Below are 14,467 nucleotides of genomic sequence, written 5' to 3'. Positions count from 1 at the left end.
CTCACTCCGGCACGTGCCGCACCGCGCCCTTGTCGGCGCTGGTGGCGAAGGCGGCGTAGGCGCGCAGCGCGGTCGTCACCTTGCGCTTGCGCTTTTCTTCCGGCTTCCAGGCCAAGGCGCCCTTGGCCGCCATCGCCGCCCGGCGTGCCTCAAGCTCGGCATCGCTGACGGCCAGGCGGATGGTGCGGTTGGGAATGTCGATCTCGATCGTATCCCCTTCCCTGACCAACCCGATCGTGCCGCCTTCGGCGGCTTCGGGCGAGACATGGCCGATCGACAGGCCCGACGTGCCGCCGGAGAAGCGGCCATCGGTGACCAGCGCGCAGGCCTTGCCCAGGCCTTTCGACTTCAGATAGCTGGTCGGATAGAGCATTTCCTGCATGCCGGGGCCGCCACGCGGTCCCTCATAGCGAATGACGACGACATCGCCGGCCTTGATCTCGTTGGACAAGATTGCCTTGACCGAAGCGTCCTGGCTTTCGAACACCCGCGCCGGGCCGGTGAATTTCAGGATCGACTCGTCGACGCCCGCCGTTTTCACGATGCAACCGTCGAGCGCCAGATTGCCTTTCAGCACGGCAAGACCGCCATCCTTCGAAAACGGCGTCTTTGCGGAACGGATGACACCCGTCTCACGATTGGTGTCGAGATCGTCCCAGCGCCGGTCCTGGCTGAAGGCGACCTGCGTCGGCACGCCGCCGGGCGCGGCGAGGAAGAAGTCGCGGACATTCTGGCTGGAGGTGCGCGAAATATCCCAATGATCGAGCGCCTCGCCGAGGCTGGCCGTATGCACCGTCGGCAGGTCGCGGTTGATCAGCCCTGCTTCGTCGAGCTGGCCAAGGATCGCCATGATGCCGCCGGCGCGGTGGACGTCTTCCATATGCACGTCGGACTTTGCCGGGGCCACCTTGCAGAGCACAGGAACCCGCCGCGACAGCCGGTCGATATCCTCCATGGTGAAGTCGACCTCGCCCTCATGCGCGGCGGCCAGGATGTGCAGCACCGTGTTGGTCGAACCGCCCATGGCGATGTCGAGCGTCATGGCGTTCTCGAAGGCGCCTTTCGAGGCGATGCTGCGTGGCAGTGCCGTCTCGTCGTCCTGTTCGTAATAGCGCTGGGCGAGATCGACGACGAGATGGCCGGCCTCGACGAACAGGCGCTTGCGGTCGGCATGCGTCGCCAGCGTCGAGCCGTTGCCCGGCAGCGACAGGCCGAGCGCCTCGGTCAGGCAATTCATCGAATTGGCGGTGAACATGCCCGAGCAGGAACCGCAGGTCGGGCAGGCCGAGCGCTCGATGACCTTGACGTCCTCGTCGGAGATCTTGTCGTCGGCGGCCGCGACCATGGCGTCGACCAGGTCGAGCGCCTGCGTCTTGCCAGCCAGCACCACCTTGCCGGCTTCCATCGGTCCGCCGGAGACGAACACGGTCGGGATGTTGAGGCGCAGCGAGGCCATCAGCATGCCGGGGGTGATCTTGTCGCAATTGGAGATGCAGACCATGGCGTCGGCGCAGTGGGCGTTGACCATGTATTCGACGGAATCGGCGATCAATTCGCGCGACGGCAGCGAATAGAGCATGCCGTCATGGCCCATGGCGATGCCATCATCGACGGCGATGGTGTTGAACTCCTTGGCGACGCCGCCGGCCTTCTCGATCTCGCGCGCGACCAGTTGGCCGAGGTCCTTCAGATGGACATGGCCCGGCACGAATTGGGTGAAGGAATTGACCACCGCGATGATCGGCTTGCCGAAATCCGAGTCCTTCATGCCGGTGGCGCGCCACAGGCCGCGGGCGCCGGCCATGTTGCGGCCATGGGTGGTGGTGCGGGAGCGATAGGCAGGCATGTTTTTTCCTTGGTGGCTGGCCGTGGCCAAAGCATGGCGCGGCGGAGCTGAATTTCGATCGCAGGCGTTATAGACGCCACAGCTTGGTCTGGCCACATTTTTGCGATGCGCCAGATTCCGCCGAAAAACGAGAACCCACGAAAAATCGCATGCCGCTGTCGGATTGCGGAGCGCACGGCCGTCCTTGGGCAGACGGCACGGAAATGGCACTATTCCCGGGGTCAGCCGTTTCACTGTAGCAGCAAGAGCAAGCGAGGAGCGCGACATGCAAAAGATCACCACCTGCCTGTGGTTCGACGGCCAGGCCGAAGAGGCGATGAACCACTATGTCTCCATCTTCAAGAATTCGAAGGTGCTGAGCGTTCTGCGCTGGCCCAAGGGACACGCCAGTGAGGGCAAAGTGCTGATGACCACGTTCGAGCTCGACGGCGTGCCGTTCCAGGCGCTCAATGGCGGCCCGAACTTCAAGTTCAACGAGGCGATGTCACAGTCGATCGACTGCAAGACGCAGGAAGAGGTGGATTATTTCTGGGAAAAGCTCACGGAAGGTGGCGAGCCCGGTGTCTGCAGCTGGCTGAAAGACAAGTTCGGCGTCTCCTGGCAGGTCGTGCCGGAGCAATTGCCGAGGCTGCTTCTCGATCCGGACAGGGCCAAGGCCGGCCGGGTGATGTCGGCGATGATGCAGATGGGCAAGATCGACATCGCCAAGATCGAAGCGGCGGCCAAAGGGTGAAAAGCTGTCCGCGCAGCGGACGAAGCCAATTGCTTGGCTTTTCGAGCTTCGAACGGTGAAGACCCGGTTCGCCCTTCGGGCACCTTCTCCCCGTAACCCGGGGAGAAGGGAGAACTTTACGCCGCCCTGTCGCGGACCTGGTAGTCCTTGATCGTGGCGAAGCGGATTGCCTTCCAGCGCTCCGCTTCGTAGTTCAGCGAGAAGGCGTGCTGGGCGAGGAACACCGGATCGTTGTCGAGGTCGCGGGCGATGTCACCGCGATGCGCCTCGATGAAGCGCAAGACTTCCGCCTTGTCGTCGGCCGATATCCAGCGGCAGACGGAAAAGCGCGACATCTCGAATTCGACGGGCAGCGTGTATTCGAAATTCAGCCGCTCCTTCAACACGTCGAGCTGCAACGCGCCGACAACGCCGACGATGGCGGGTGAGCCGTCCTCGGGCGAGAACAGCTGCACGACGCCTTCCTCGGCCATCTGGTGCAGCGCTTCCTTGAGTTTCTTCGCCTTCATCGCGTCGCCGAGGCGGACGCGGCGCAGGATCTCCGGTGCGAAATTCGGCACGCCGCGGAACAGTATCTCCTCGCCCTCGGTCAGCGTATCGCCAATGCGCAGCGTGCCGTGATTGGGGATGCCGACGACGTCGCCGGCAAAGGCTTCGTCTGCCGTGACGCGAGTGCGGGCAAAGAAGAATTGCGGCGCGGACAGGGACATCGGCTTTCCCGTGCGCACCAGCTTGGCCTTCATGCCGCGCTCTAGCTTGCCCGAGCAGACTCGGACGAAAGCGATGCGGTCGCGGTGATTGGGGTCCATATTGGCCTGGATCTTGAAGACGAAGGAGGTCATCTTGTCCTCGGTCGCCTCGACCTTGCGGGTGTCGGCCTCCTGCGCGCGCGGCGGCGGGCCGAAGGCGCCGAGCGCCTCGATCAGGTCGCGCACGCCATAATTGCGCAGCGCCGAGCCGAAATAAACCGGCGTCAGGTGGCCTTCGCGAAAAGCGTCTATATCAAGGGGTCTGCACGCTTCTCGCGCGAGCTCCAGCTCCTCGATGAAGGCCTCGCGCTCGTTTTCCGGCAGCAGGCCGGCGACGCGGTTGGAATCGGGACCATTGACCGGCGTGCGTTCCTTCTCGTCGTCGCCCTTGCGCACCGCGTTCAGCGCCAGGTGATAGGTGCCGGAGAACGTTTTGCCGCGGCCGATCGGCCAGGTGATGGGGGCAGTGTCCAGCGCCAGCTTCTGCTCGATCTCGTCCAGGATTTCGAACGGATCGCGACTTTCGCGGTCCATCTTGTTGACGAAAGTGATGATCGGGATGTCGCGCAGCCGGCAGACCTCGAACAGTTTCAGCGTGCGCGGCTCGATGCCCTTGGCGGCGTCGATGACCATGACGGCCGAGTCGACCGCCGACAGCGTGCGATAGGTGTCGTCGGCGAAATCCTCGTGGCCGGGCGTGTCCAAGAGGTTGAAGACATTGTCCTCATATTCGAACGTCATCACCGAGGTGACGACCGAAATGCCGCGCTCGCGCTCTATCTTCATCCAGTCGGACCGGGTCTGGATGCGGTCCTTCTTGGCCTTGACCTCGCCGGCAAGCTGGATGGCGCCGCCGAACAGCAGCAGCTTTTCGGTGAGCGTCGTCTTGCCGGCGTCGGGGTGGGCGATGATCGCGAAGGTGCGGCGGCGCGCCACTTCCTCTGGTATTGTTTCGGGCATTCTCTGGGATTTCCGTGTGACAGGCCGGGCTTCTAGCAGCGCAGTGCCGGGCTGTCGACCGGTCCGGCGGCACTGACGCCGCCGGATGCCATTGGCCGCTCAGGCCAGTTCGCTCATATGGCTCACCTGGAGGATCTGCGGAAGCCAGCCGGCGATGGCGCCGCCTATCGCGTCAGCGTGGTCCTCCTGCAGATAGTGCGCGCCGGGTCCGAGATTGATGAACCGACAGTTTTTCAGCCCGGCCGCGAATTCACGTGCCGCCTCCGGCCCGATCAACGCGCCGGGATCGCCGGCGAACAGCAGTTTCGGATAGGTGGACAGCCGCAGCGTGCGATGATCATGCTCGCTGATGGCTGCAACGTCGGCGGGTTGGCCTTGGATGGGCAATTCACGGGGCAGGCGCAGAACCGGCTTGCGCGATTGCGGTGTCGGGAAAGGCGCCCGGTAGGCAGCCATCTCTTCCTCGCTCATCGTTCGCAGCACCGAGGCCGGCAGCACCTTTTCGACAAAGACATTGTCTTCCAGGACCAGCTTTTCGCCGACACCGGGCGTGCGCAGCGCCTTGAACATTTCGCGGGCCTGCGGGCGCTGGTGAAAATCCTCCCAGCGCTCGAAGGGCCGGATGAATTCCATGAAGGCGAGACCGAGAATGCGCTGCGGCCGCCGCGCCGCGAGATGGAAGGCCAGGGCCGTGCCCCAATCCTGCGCGACCAGCACCATTTCCTTGATGTCGAGCGCATCGAGGAAGGCGTCGAGATAGCGGACATGGTCGAAGAAACGATAGTCGATATCGGGTTTGCCGGACTGGCCGTAGCCGATCAGGTCCGGCGCGATGCAGCGGCCAAACGGCGCGACATGCGGGATGATGTTGCGCCAGATATGGGACGAGGTCGGGTTGCCGTGAAGGAACAGCACGGTTTGACCGGACGTTCCGGCCTCGACATAGGACATGGTCGAATCGAGTACGGCAATCTGAGAACGCCGCAAGGCGTTGTCGGCTTTCGAGTTCATTGGGGTGTCTCCCTGGCGAAAACAGTGCTGAAGATGATTTCCTTGAACCGTTCGAGCGGCGCGGGGCTGCGTTCGACCTTCATGCGCAGCATGGCGCCCTGCCAGGATGACAGCAGGAAGTCGGCGAGGTCCTCGGCCTCGAAGGTTTTAGGGATGTCCCCGGCCGCCTGGCCTTCGGCGATACAGGCGGCGAAAGGCTGGCGCCAGCGCTCGAAGATAGCGACGAGTTGCAAACGCAGCGGCTCGCTGTGCACCGCGGTCTCCAGGCTGAGATTGCCGATCATGCAGCCACGCGCCCAGTCATGCGCCTCGAGCTTCGAGGTGATGACGTCGAGGTAGCGGCGCAGCCTGCCGATCGGCGGCGTGCCGTCCTGCGCCAGCGCTGCTTCAACCAGCCCGCTGACATAGGCGAAATAGCGGTCCAGCACCTCGCCGGCGAACGCCTCCTTGGAGGCGAAATGGTTGGTGAAAGAGCCCGGCCGCGCATCGGCGGCCGCCACGATGTCGCGCACGCCGGCGGCGGCATAGCCCGAGTTCCAGAGGGTCTTGAAACCGGCATCGAGGAGTTTTTCGCGGAGTGATTGTCTAGCCATGGTCGTATAATACGTACGTACGTATTGAAGTCAAGGCGCATATTTTGCCATGCCCGATGTTGGCAAGCGACGAACGAGGTGGCACTTGGAGGGGGTGCTCTCAAGGACAAGAGGCAGAGGAGTTGATATGACCGCGTCGAAACAAATCATCGTCATCGGCGCCGGCATTATCGGCGCCTCCATCGCCTGGCACCTGACCGAGGCAGGTGCGCAGGTGACGGTCATCGCGGACAGTGCACCCGGCGGTGTGGCGACGCCGAACTCGTTTGCCTGGATCAACGCCAGCTGGGGCAATCCGGAGCCCTATTTCCGGCTCCGCATCCGCGCCATGGCCGAGTGGAAGCGGCTCGCGAATGATTTGCCGGGCCTGCCGCTGGCCTGGTGCGGCGGCCTGAACTGGGACCTGCCGGCGGACAGGCTCGAAGCCTACGCGGCCGAGCACTCTTCATGGGGCTACGGCATCGAACGGGTTGACCGGGAGCAAGTGGCACGCATCGAACCCAACCTCGTCGAGTTTCCCGGTTTTGCCCTGCACGTCGCGGAGGAAGGTGTCGCAGAGCCCGTGGCCGCCGCGAAAGCGCTGCTGGCGGACGCGGAGCGACAAGGGGCGCGCGTCCTGTCCAGTACGGTGACGGCTCTTGTCCAGACCGATGGCAGGATCACGGGCGTGGACACATCGCATGGGCTGATTGCCGCCGACGAGGTGGTGATCGCCGCCGGCGTCGGCGCTCCGGACATTGCCGCGACGGCGGGGATCAGCCTGCCGATCGAGACGCCGCCTGGGCTGATCGTCCATTCGCGGCCCTACAAGAAACTGCTCAACGGTCTGGTGCACGCCGACAGGCTGCATATGCGCCAGACCGCCGAAGGCCGCATCATCGCCGGCTCGGATTTCGCCGGCGGCGATCCCGGCGATGACCCCGCCGCCACGGCGCGCGAATTGTTTGCAGTAGCGAAGGCAGCGTTGCGCGGCGCCGAGGATCTGGAGCTCGATTTCCACACCATTGGCTACCGCCCCAATCCGATCGATGGCTTTCCGATCATCGGCCGGGCCGAGGGCATGGACGGCGTCTACGTCGCAGTCCTGCATTCCGGCATCACGCTGGCGCCGGCCGTCGGCCTGTTCGCCACGCGAGAGATTCTTGATGGCGAGCGCGATCCGCTGCTGGCGCCCTATGGGCTGTCGCGCTTTGCTCAGTAACCCGGCGGACGGCGGAAGCCGCCGGACAACCCCGCCATTGCGCTGGCTATGCCAAGCAGCCGCGATTCCGACCAGCGTTTGCCGACCAGTTGCAGGCCGATCGGCAGGCCGTCACCATCCTGTCCGTACAGCATCGAAAGTGCTGGGTGGCCGCTGTAATTGAAGACGGCGCCATCGGCCGGCAGCATCCAGTAGCTCTGCTCCTCGCCACCGGCGTTGATCGGCGTGCCCGGCTCGCAATGCGGAAAGGCCGTGGTCATGGCAACCGGGCAGAGCAGCGCATCATGGCGGTCGAAAAAATTGTCCCAGGCGAGTGCGGCCGAACAGTGGATTGTTCGACTGCCAGTCCGACAACATGGTCGCGACATTGGTCTTGGCCATCAGCACGCCGCCGGCGGCCTTTAGCCTCGCAACCACCGGGCTGTCGTCGCTGGCGACATAGTGGGCGAAGGCCGGGAAGCCGACCGTGGTTTTCATGCCCGCGGTGTCGTGCGTGTCCTTTAGCGTGAAGGGAACGCCGTGCAGCGACCCGGGCGCGGCGCCGCGCGCGAGTGCGGCGTCGCCCTTTTTTGCTTGGCTGTATGCGCTCTCCCGGTCGAGCAAGATGACGGCGTTGACACCTTCATTGTGCCGGTCGGTCTGCGCCAGATGGGCATCGAGTGCCTCGACGGCGGAGATTTTACGCTGGGCGATGGCTGCGGCGAGGTTGGTTATCGAGGAGAAAGCGATGTCCATGGCAAATGCTCCGGCTTGACCGCTTGCCTGGAAAATGGCGGACAGCGGCACGACTTCAAGCGGATTTGAGCATTCGGAGCTTAGCTCCGTTTGATCGGAATTGTGCCGGTCGTCTGTTGAGACCGGCGCTCTACGGCGGCGTTTCCGACTTAGACTACCCTACCAGCGCAAGCTTCGCCGCCGTTGGCGCAAATGGCCGAATGCTGATCCCGTCCCCAGTCATGGTGACGAAGCTCGACGGCGGGATCGCCTGCCAGTCGCCGCCTTCGCGATCGAAGGGTTCGGAGACGATGCAACCGCCGCCGCCCTTGCGCAGGATAGAGGTGTAGAGTGTTGGCGCATGCGCATCGGTGGCATATCGAACCGCGTGCAGCGCCTGCCCATCCGAGAATGCGGCGGTGAGTTTCAGTGCCGGTTCGAGGCCGGCTCGGCGCGAGGCTTCGAGAATCCGGCTGGTGGCGCGCGACACCGCACCCTGCGGGTCGCCGGCCAATCCTTCGTCGATCATAAGCAGAAAAAAGAGTTCGGAATCGGTGGTGCCTTCGCGCTGGTCGAAGACGGCGTCGGACAATGAATTCTCCAGCGCGCGACGGATTTTCTCGAAGCCCCCTATCTGGCCGTTATGCATGAACGACCAGCGGCCGGAGATGAAGGGATGGCAGTTCATGCGGCTGGTGGCGCCGCCGGTCGAGGCCCGCACATGGGCGAGGAACAGGCCGGATTTGATCTGCCGGCACAGGCTCTTCAGATTGGGATCGGACCAGGCCGGCAGGATGTCGCGGTAGAGGCCGGGCTCCTGACGGTCGCCGTACCAGGCAAGGCCAAAGCCGTCGCCATTGGTCGGTGACTTCGCCTCCTGGGCGCAATGGCTCTGGGCGATCAGCGAGTGGCAGGGCGCCGTGAGGATGTCTTCGAGAAAGACCGCTTCACCGAGATAGGCCGCCCAACGGCACATCGCTTCTGTCGTCCTCTAGGCGCGATCCGGAAGAGCCGCGGGCTCGTTGGTCGCGTGTGTGCCTCTGTTGTGCGTCCGCTCGTAAAGCTCACGGACGATTCGGCTGGCGGTAGTCTCGAAGAGAAATGGCAAGAAAGCGTGAACGAGCGCGGCACCCGCCGCCATCAACAAACGCGACGAAAACCAGGCGGCAAAGGCCATATGGCCGAAATAGGTTTCGCCAACCTTGGCCGGATGAGAGGTGAAGATGCTTGCGACCGACATGCTGGCCCCCTTCAGCGTGAGTTCCGATATGAGTATCCTGGCACGCTTCGCCGGTTCATCGGTCTCAAAATGTCCTTGTATTTTGCTATTCCATGGGACAAACATCCCAATATGGCGCTGGATATCGATGAAATAGACCGAAAACTGCTTGCCGAATTGCAACGCGACGGCACGCTGTCGGTCGACCAGCTATCGGAACGGGTGGCCTTGTCGCGCAATGCCTGCTGGCGGCGCGTCAAGCGGCTGGAAGAGGGAGGCGTCATCACCGGGCGCGTGGCGCTGGTCGATGCCGACAAGCTCGGGCTTGGCTTGTCTGTGTTCATCCTGGTCCGGACGTCGAACCATGACCCGGACTGGCTGCAGAAATTCCGCGCCGCGGTGACCGGCTTCCCCGAGATCACCGGCGTCTACCGCATGTCCGGCGACCTCGACTATGTCCTGCGCGCCCGCGTCGCCGACGTGAAGGCCTATGACCGGCTCTACCAGCGGCTGATCGCCAAGGTGGCGCTGTCCGACGTGTCGGCCTCCTTCGTGATGGAGGAGATCAAGGAAACGACAGTGGTTCCGATGGAAGTGCGCTGAAGCGCGCTCAGGCCACAGTGATGCCCGAAAGAAAGCCGTTGATACCCTTGCGGGCGAATTGACCGAATCGGCAATCGCGCCGATAGGATCGATTTTATGCGCGCAGCCCTCCAAAACTCCTCCGTCATCGGTCCGACCGTCGGCTTCGTCAGGTTGCCGCATGCTGAAGGACTACCCATCCCCGCCTATGAAAGCGCCGGCGCCGCCGGCATGGATCTGCGCGCCGCGGTGCCCGACGACCGGCCGCTGCTGATCCTGCCGGGGAAACGCGCTCTGGTGCCGACAGGGCTGATCCTGGAAATCCCCGAAGGCATGGAAGGCCAGGTGCGGCCGCGCTCCGGCCTTGCTTTCAAGCATGGCCTCACCGTTCTCAATTCGCCAGGCACGGTCGACAGCGACTATCGCGGCGAGGTGAAGGTGCTGCTGGTCAATCTCGGCGATGAGGATTTTGCCGTGACGCGCGGCATGCGCATCGCCCAGATCGTTTTCGCTGCCGTGACGCAGGTGGCCGTCGAAGAACGTTCGCTGGCCGGCGGTACGGCGCGTGGCTCGGGCGGGTTCGGATCGACCGGCACCGCCTGATGCCCATCCCGAAACTTGTTATCTTCGACTGCGACGGGATCCTGGTCGACACGGAGAACCTCGCCAACCGGCGCCTTGCCGAGTGGCTGAGCGCGGCTGGCTATCCGACGAGCTTCGAATATTGCCGCAAGAATTTCTCCGGCCGCAGCATGGCCTCGGTGCAGAAGGAGATCGAAGAGCAGACCGATGTTCGCCTCGGCACCGATTTCGTCGATCGCTGGAATGCCGGCCTACCGGACCTGTTCGCGCATGGGGTCGAGGCGATCCCCTATGTCCGCGAGTTCATCGAGGCGGTCCGCGCGGCCGGTATCGACTATTGTGTCGCCACTTCGGCAAGGGTGTCGAAGATGCATATCACGCTTGGCCAGACCGGGCTGCTGCCGCTCTTCGAACATGCGATGTTCAGTGCCACCATGGTCGGGCGCGGCAAGCCTTTCCCCGACCTGTTCCTGCATGCGGCCAAGACCATGGACTTCGCGCCCGCCGACTGCATCGTCATCGAGGACAGCGTCGCGGGCACGCAGGCCGGCATTGCCGCCGGCATGCGGGTGTTTTCCTATCATGGCGATCCCTATTCCGACCGCGACGGCCTGATCCAGGCCGGCGGCATCCTGTTCGACGACATGCGCGAGCTGGCCGGCCTGGTGCCGATCCACTGATCCTGTTCCGACACGGCTGCACGATGCTGGAACCCGTGCTAGCGTGACTGGCCTGATCTCCGGGGGGACACTCATGCCGACGAACCTGCTCCGCTTCATGCTCGCCTTGATGCTGCTGCCGTTCTTGTGGACGGCGGCCGGAGCGCAAACCGTGAGTTTTCCCGAACTCAACAGCCCACTGCCCGGCCGCAGCGATGTCAGCTATCTCGACCTGGCCAAAATGGTCATCCCGGACCTCGCCGCCGACAAGGACGGTTTCTACAAGGGTGGATTGCCGATCGACATGCGCCACATTGCCGGTGGCGATGAGGGCGGCTCGCCACCGGAGACGACGAGCCTGTCCAATGCGGCAGTGCTTCCCATCAAGGCCGGCGGCAAGGATCGGCTGGCGATGCTGTTCGATCTCGGCGATTCTCCCGACAGCGCCGAAGGCTATGCGGTGCTGGCGCTCTTCGACGTCACGGCCAAGCCGAAACTGCTCGATGCGGCCAATGTCGCGGTCGACCGCGGCACCTATTTCCGCGAGCCGAACAAGCTTTCGATCGGCGACGGCGACGACGTGCTCATCTCCATGAGCACGCATTTCAATTCGAACCAGGGCTATGTGAGTACGCTGCTGATCCTGCCTCGCGGGGATCGCCTTCAATTGGTCGACACGATCAACACGTTCGACGAAAACGTCTGCGCCTACAAACGCACCCAGGATCTGGCCTTCCTGACGCTGGACGACGGAAAGCCTTATGCAGCGATCAAGGTGACGGCGACCGACGCCACGGTGCCGAGTGGTGAAAGTTGCGATGAGGCTGCGCCCAAGGCGGCGTCGCACGACATTTCCGTCACCTACCATTGGGACAAGAAGACCTCACACTACGTCAAGGATTCCGACGCGTTCGAGAAATTGTCAGCAGAGAACGCGAAACGCTTCTGAGCCAAACGCATTCGTTTGCCCGACTTGAGACAGCGCGGTAGCATCCGCTCCAAAACTCGTGATGGGGAGCATTCATGGACAAGGGCAAGATTTTTCGCGACCTGCATGCCTCGACCTTCGTCATGCCCAATCCCTGGGATCCGGGCACGACCAAGCTGCTCGGCTCCTTCGGTTTCAAGGCACTGGCGACAACCAGTGCCGGCTTCGCCTTTTCGCGAGGCCTGCCGGACGGCTCGGTGACCTTCGAGCAGATGATCCATCACTGCCGCGAGGTGACGGCGGCGACCGACCTGCCGGTCTCGGCAGATCTCGAGAGGGGCAAGGGCGACAGCGCCGAGCGGGCCGCCGAAACCATCTTCGCGGCGGAAGCGGCCGGCCTTGCCGGCTGCTCGATCGAGGATCACACCGGCGATCCCGACAAGCCGATCTATGATTTCTCGCATGCGGTGGAGCGCGTCGCCGCGGCGGTGGAAGCGGCGCGGGCGCTGAAGCGCGATTTCGTGTTCACCGCGCGCGCCGAAAATTTCCTCTGGGGCAGAACCGATCTCGACGACACGATCAAGCGGTTGCAGGCCTTCGAGAAAGCTGGCGCCGACGTACTCTATGCGCCAGGGATCGGTGACATCGAGATGGTGCGTACGATCTGCTCGGCGGTCGGCAAGCCGGTCAATGTCATGGCAAAGCCGGGCTTTACCATCGCCGATCTTGCCATGGCCGGCGTGAAGCGCATTTCACTCGGGCCATGGCTGACCAATTTCGCCTACGGCATGCTGGAGACGGCGGCACGCGAGATCCAGCAGGACGGCACGTTCGGCTTCACCCGCGCCGCCATGCCTTTCGGCAAGCTGCAGGCGCTATACAGCAAGCCATCATCATGAACAGGCTGGGCGCATGACGCTGACCGTTGTCGACATGCATACGGGCGGCGAGCCGCTGAGGATCGTCACCGGCGGCTATCCCCGCATCCCGAAGGGCACCATCCTGGAAAAGCGCGCCTATGTGCGCGACCGTCTCGATCATCTCAGAAAAATCCTGATGTTCGAGCCGCGCGGCCATTACGATATGTACGGCGCCCTGCTGGTCGAGCCCGACTTGCCGGGCGCCGATCTCGCGGTGCTGTTCATGCACAATGAGGGCTATTCGACGATGTGCGGCCACGCCATCGTCGCGCTCGGCCGCTACGCCATCGATGAAGGGCTGGTGACGAAACAGGAGCCGATCACGACCGTCAACATCGAGGCGCCGTGCGGCCTGGTCGTCGCTTCGGTCGAGGTTCTGGACGGCAAGGCCGGCGCCGTGTCGTTCGAGAGCGTGCCGGCCTTCCTGTTTGCCGGTGACCAGCAGATCGAGCTGACAAGATATGGCAAGATAGGCTTCGACATCGCTTATGGCGGCGCTTTCTACGCGCTGGCGGACTGCCATCAGTTCGGGCTGGAATTCGGCCGTGATCGCGTGCGCGATTTTGTCGATGCCGCAACGACGCTGACGGACAGGCTCAAGTCAGAATTTCCGCTTTCGCATCCCGACCACGCCGACCTCGCCTTTCTCTACGGCACCATCCTGACCGACGGACGCGACGCGTTTTCCGGCGAGGTGACGAAAAACATCTGCGTCTTCGCCGAGGCCGAGGTCGACCGCTCGCCCACCGGCTCCGGCGTCACCGCCCGTCTCGCCGCCATGCTTGCCAAGGGCGAGATTGCCATCGGGCAGACGCGGACCTTCGAGAGCATCGCCGGCTCGCGCTTTTCGGGCGCGGTGGCTCGGACGGCACAGGCCGGCCCGCATGATGCGATCATCGCCCGCGTCGGCGGCCGCGCCTACTATTCCGGACGGGCGGAATTCATCGTCGAGCCCGATGACGAGCTGGGACGAGGTTTCCTGCTCCGTTGAACCGAGCTGGCTCAGCTATCGACGTGCCGCTTCCCGTGCGGAAATCGTCTTGTGCAGATGCACCATCATGGCGGCGGCGAAGAGCGGCGTCACCAAATTGAGCAACGGCACGGCGAGGAAGGCCGCGATGACCAGCCCGGCGAGAAAGACCGTGCCGGCGTACTGCCGGCGCAAGGCCCTGGCTTCGTCTTCGCCGCGAAAGCGCATGGCGGCAAATTCGAAGAATTCGCGGCCAAGCAAATAGCCGTTGACGACGAAGAAGGCGGCAATGTTGATGCCCGGCACCAACAGGAGCAGCAAGGCGACGATGTTGCCGAGGATGACGACGCCGAAGAATTTTATCGCCAGCACCAGCGAGCGCAGCGCCGGCATGGCGCGCCCAGTCGGGTCGCCGGGATAGTCGGTGCGCTCGACCACTTCGGCGACATCGTCGAGGAACAGGCCGGCGATCACAGCCGTCACCGGCGCGACGAGCAGCGCCGTGCCGAAGGCAAGCGCTATTGCCGCGATGATGCCGCCCAGCCAGCCGGCCCAGGACGGCATGCCGGGCAACAAGGCCTGCAGCCAAGGGAGCGCCAGCCATTCGACCAGGCTGGTCAGGCCGAACCACAAGGCGACCAGGGCCAGCACGGTCAGGCCAAGCGTCTTGAGGAACACGGCACGAAACGGCGGCGAGAGCAGCTCGAGGGCCGCAGTGCGGGCAGCGTCGAAAATCACCGTGCTTCAACCCCAAATCAGCGACAGCGCCGTAAAGGCGGGACGTTCACGAGATAGGCAGC

Annotated in this window: 17 protein-coding genes; 8 read left to right on the top strand and 9 right to left on the bottom strand. The window is 63.7% G+C overall.

Annotation, left to right across the window (positions count from 1 at the left end; all coding sequences use genetic code 11):
* Position 1: 1 nt before the first annotated feature.
* The gene (gene ilvD, locus AC1VON_RS07860; protein WP_483121361.1) at positions 2-1,846 is read right to left on the bottom strand and encodes a dihydroxy-acid dehydratase; all 1,845 of its coding nucleotides are present in this window, start codon (positions 1,844-1,846) and stop codon (positions 2-4) included.
* A 265-nt stretch (positions 1,847-2,111) separates the two neighbouring features.
* Between ilvD and AC1VON_RS07855 the strand changes: the two genes are divergently transcribed.
* Positions 2,112-2,579, top strand: coding sequence for a VOC family protein (locus AC1VON_RS07855; protein ID WP_140769881.1), 468 nt, complete (start codon positions 2,112-2,114; stop codon positions 2,577-2,579).
* A gap of 116 nt (positions 2,580-2,695) precedes the next feature.
* On the opposite strand, the gene AC1VON_RS07850 is transcribed toward AC1VON_RS07855, so the two are convergent.
* The 3 genes from AC1VON_RS07850 to AC1VON_RS07840 all read right to left on the bottom strand — a co-directional run bounded on the left by AC1VON_RS07850 (position 2,696) and on the right by AC1VON_RS07840 (position 5,892).
* Positions 2,696-4,288 (bottom strand): peptide chain release factor 3, encoded by a 1,593-nt coding sequence (locus tag AC1VON_RS07850; RefSeq protein ID WP_172347178.1) that lies wholly within the window; start codon positions 4,286-4,288, stop codon positions 2,696-2,698.
* Positions 4,289-4,387: 99 nt separating this feature from the next.
* The gene (locus AC1VON_RS07845) at positions 4,388-5,299 is read right to left on the bottom strand and encodes a haloalkane dehalogenase (protein ID WP_483121359.1); all 912 of its coding nucleotides are present in this window, start codon (positions 5,297-5,299) and stop codon (positions 4,388-4,390) included.
* The gene (locus AC1VON_RS07840) at positions 5,296-5,892 is read right to left on the bottom strand and encodes a TetR/AcrR family transcriptional regulator (protein WP_483121357.1); all 597 of its coding nucleotides are present in this window, start codon (positions 5,890-5,892) and stop codon (positions 5,296-5,298) included. The genes AC1VON_RS07845 and AC1VON_RS07840 overlap by 4 nt, the downstream gene beginning before the upstream one ends.
* A gap of 127 nt (positions 5,893-6,019) precedes the next feature.
* On the opposite strand from AC1VON_RS07840, the gene AC1VON_RS07835 reads away from it, so the two are divergent.
* On the top strand, positions 6,020-7,093 hold the full coding sequence (locus tag AC1VON_RS07835; protein ID WP_483121355.1) for an NAD(P)/FAD-dependent oxidoreductase: 1,074 nt from the start codon (positions 6,020-6,022) through the stop codon (positions 7,091-7,093).
* Here AC1VON_RS07835 and AC1VON_RS07830 read toward each other — a convergent pair.
* From AC1VON_RS07830 to AC1VON_RS07815, 4 genes are all read right to left on the bottom strand, one after another.
* The gene (locus AC1VON_RS07830; RefSeq protein WP_483121353.1) at positions 7,087-7,353 is read right to left on the bottom strand and encodes an amidase family protein; all 267 of its coding nucleotides are present in this window, start codon (positions 7,351-7,353) and stop codon (positions 7,087-7,089) included. The genes AC1VON_RS07835 and AC1VON_RS07830 overlap by 7 nt on opposite strands.
* A 22-nt stretch (positions 7,354-7,375) precedes the next feature.
* Entirely contained in the window at positions 7,376-7,828 is a 453-nt protein-coding gene (locus tag AC1VON_RS07825; protein ID WP_483121352.1) for an amidase family protein, read from the bottom strand.
* A 154-nt stretch (positions 7,829-7,982) separates the two neighbouring features.
* A complete protein-coding gene (locus AC1VON_RS07820; protein ID WP_483121350.1) occupies positions 7,983-8,783 on the bottom strand; it encodes a class II glutamine amidotransferase in 801 nt (266 codons plus the stop codon).
* Positions 8,784-8,798: 15 nt separating this feature from the next.
* Positions 8,799-9,047 carry a DUF6356 family protein gene (locus AC1VON_RS07815; protein ID WP_172352771.1) on the bottom strand — a complete coding sequence of 83 codons (249 nt, stop codon included), beginning with the start codon at positions 9,045-9,047 and terminating at the stop codon, positions 8,799-8,801.
* A gap of 111 nt (positions 9,048-9,158) precedes the next feature.
* On the opposite strand from AC1VON_RS07815, the gene AC1VON_RS07810 reads away from it, so the two are divergent.
* The 6 genes from AC1VON_RS07810 (at position 9,159) to AC1VON_RS07785 (ending at position 13,688) form a co-directional block, all read left to right on the top strand.
* The gene (locus tag AC1VON_RS07810; protein WP_172347183.1) at positions 9,159-9,629 is read left to right on the top strand and encodes an Lrp/AsnC family transcriptional regulator; all 471 of its coding nucleotides are present in this window, start codon (positions 9,159-9,161) and stop codon (positions 9,627-9,629) included.
* A gap of 96 nt (positions 9,630-9,725) precedes the next feature.
* Entirely contained in the window at positions 9,726-10,211 is a 486-nt protein-coding gene (gene dut / locus AC1VON_RS07805) for a dUTP diphosphatase (RefSeq protein WP_483121348.1), read from the top strand.
* Positions 10,211-10,870: an HAD family hydrolase gene (locus AC1VON_RS07800; protein ID WP_172347184.1), complete on the top strand. Its 660-nt coding sequence runs from the start codon at positions 10,211-10,213 to the stop codon at positions 10,868-10,870. Before dut ends, AC1VON_RS07800 begins: the two co-directional genes overlap by 1 nt.
* A gap of 73 nt (positions 10,871-10,943) precedes the next feature.
* The gene (locus tag AC1VON_RS07795; protein ID WP_172347185.1) at positions 10,944-11,798 is read left to right on the top strand and encodes a hypothetical protein; all 855 of its coding nucleotides are present in this window, start codon (positions 10,944-10,946) and stop codon (positions 11,796-11,798) included.
* Between the two features lie 74 nt (positions 11,799-11,872).
* A complete protein-coding gene (locus AC1VON_RS07790) occupies positions 11,873-12,676 on the top strand; it encodes an isocitrate lyase/PEP mutase family protein (protein WP_172347186.1) in 804 nt (267 codons plus the stop codon).
* Positions 12,677-12,689: 13 nt separating this feature from the next.
* The gene (locus tag AC1VON_RS07785; RefSeq protein ID WP_172347187.1) at positions 12,690-13,688 is read left to right on the top strand and encodes a proline racemase family protein; all 999 of its coding nucleotides are present in this window, start codon (positions 12,690-12,692) and stop codon (positions 13,686-13,688) included.
* Positions 13,689-13,703: 15 nt separating this feature from the next.
* Here the strand turns inward: AC1VON_RS07785 and AC1VON_RS07780 are convergent, their stop codons facing one another.
* Positions 13,704-14,405, bottom strand: coding sequence for a sulfate transporter family protein (locus tag AC1VON_RS07780; RefSeq protein WP_172347188.1), 702 nt, complete (start codon positions 14,403-14,405; stop codon positions 13,704-13,706).
* Positions 14,406-14,467 lie beyond the last annotated feature (62 nt).

The sequence above is a fragment of the Mesorhizobium sp. HAY1-8B genome, assembly GCF_056868045.1.
This window is presented reverse-complemented; position numbering and strand designations above follow the sequence as displayed.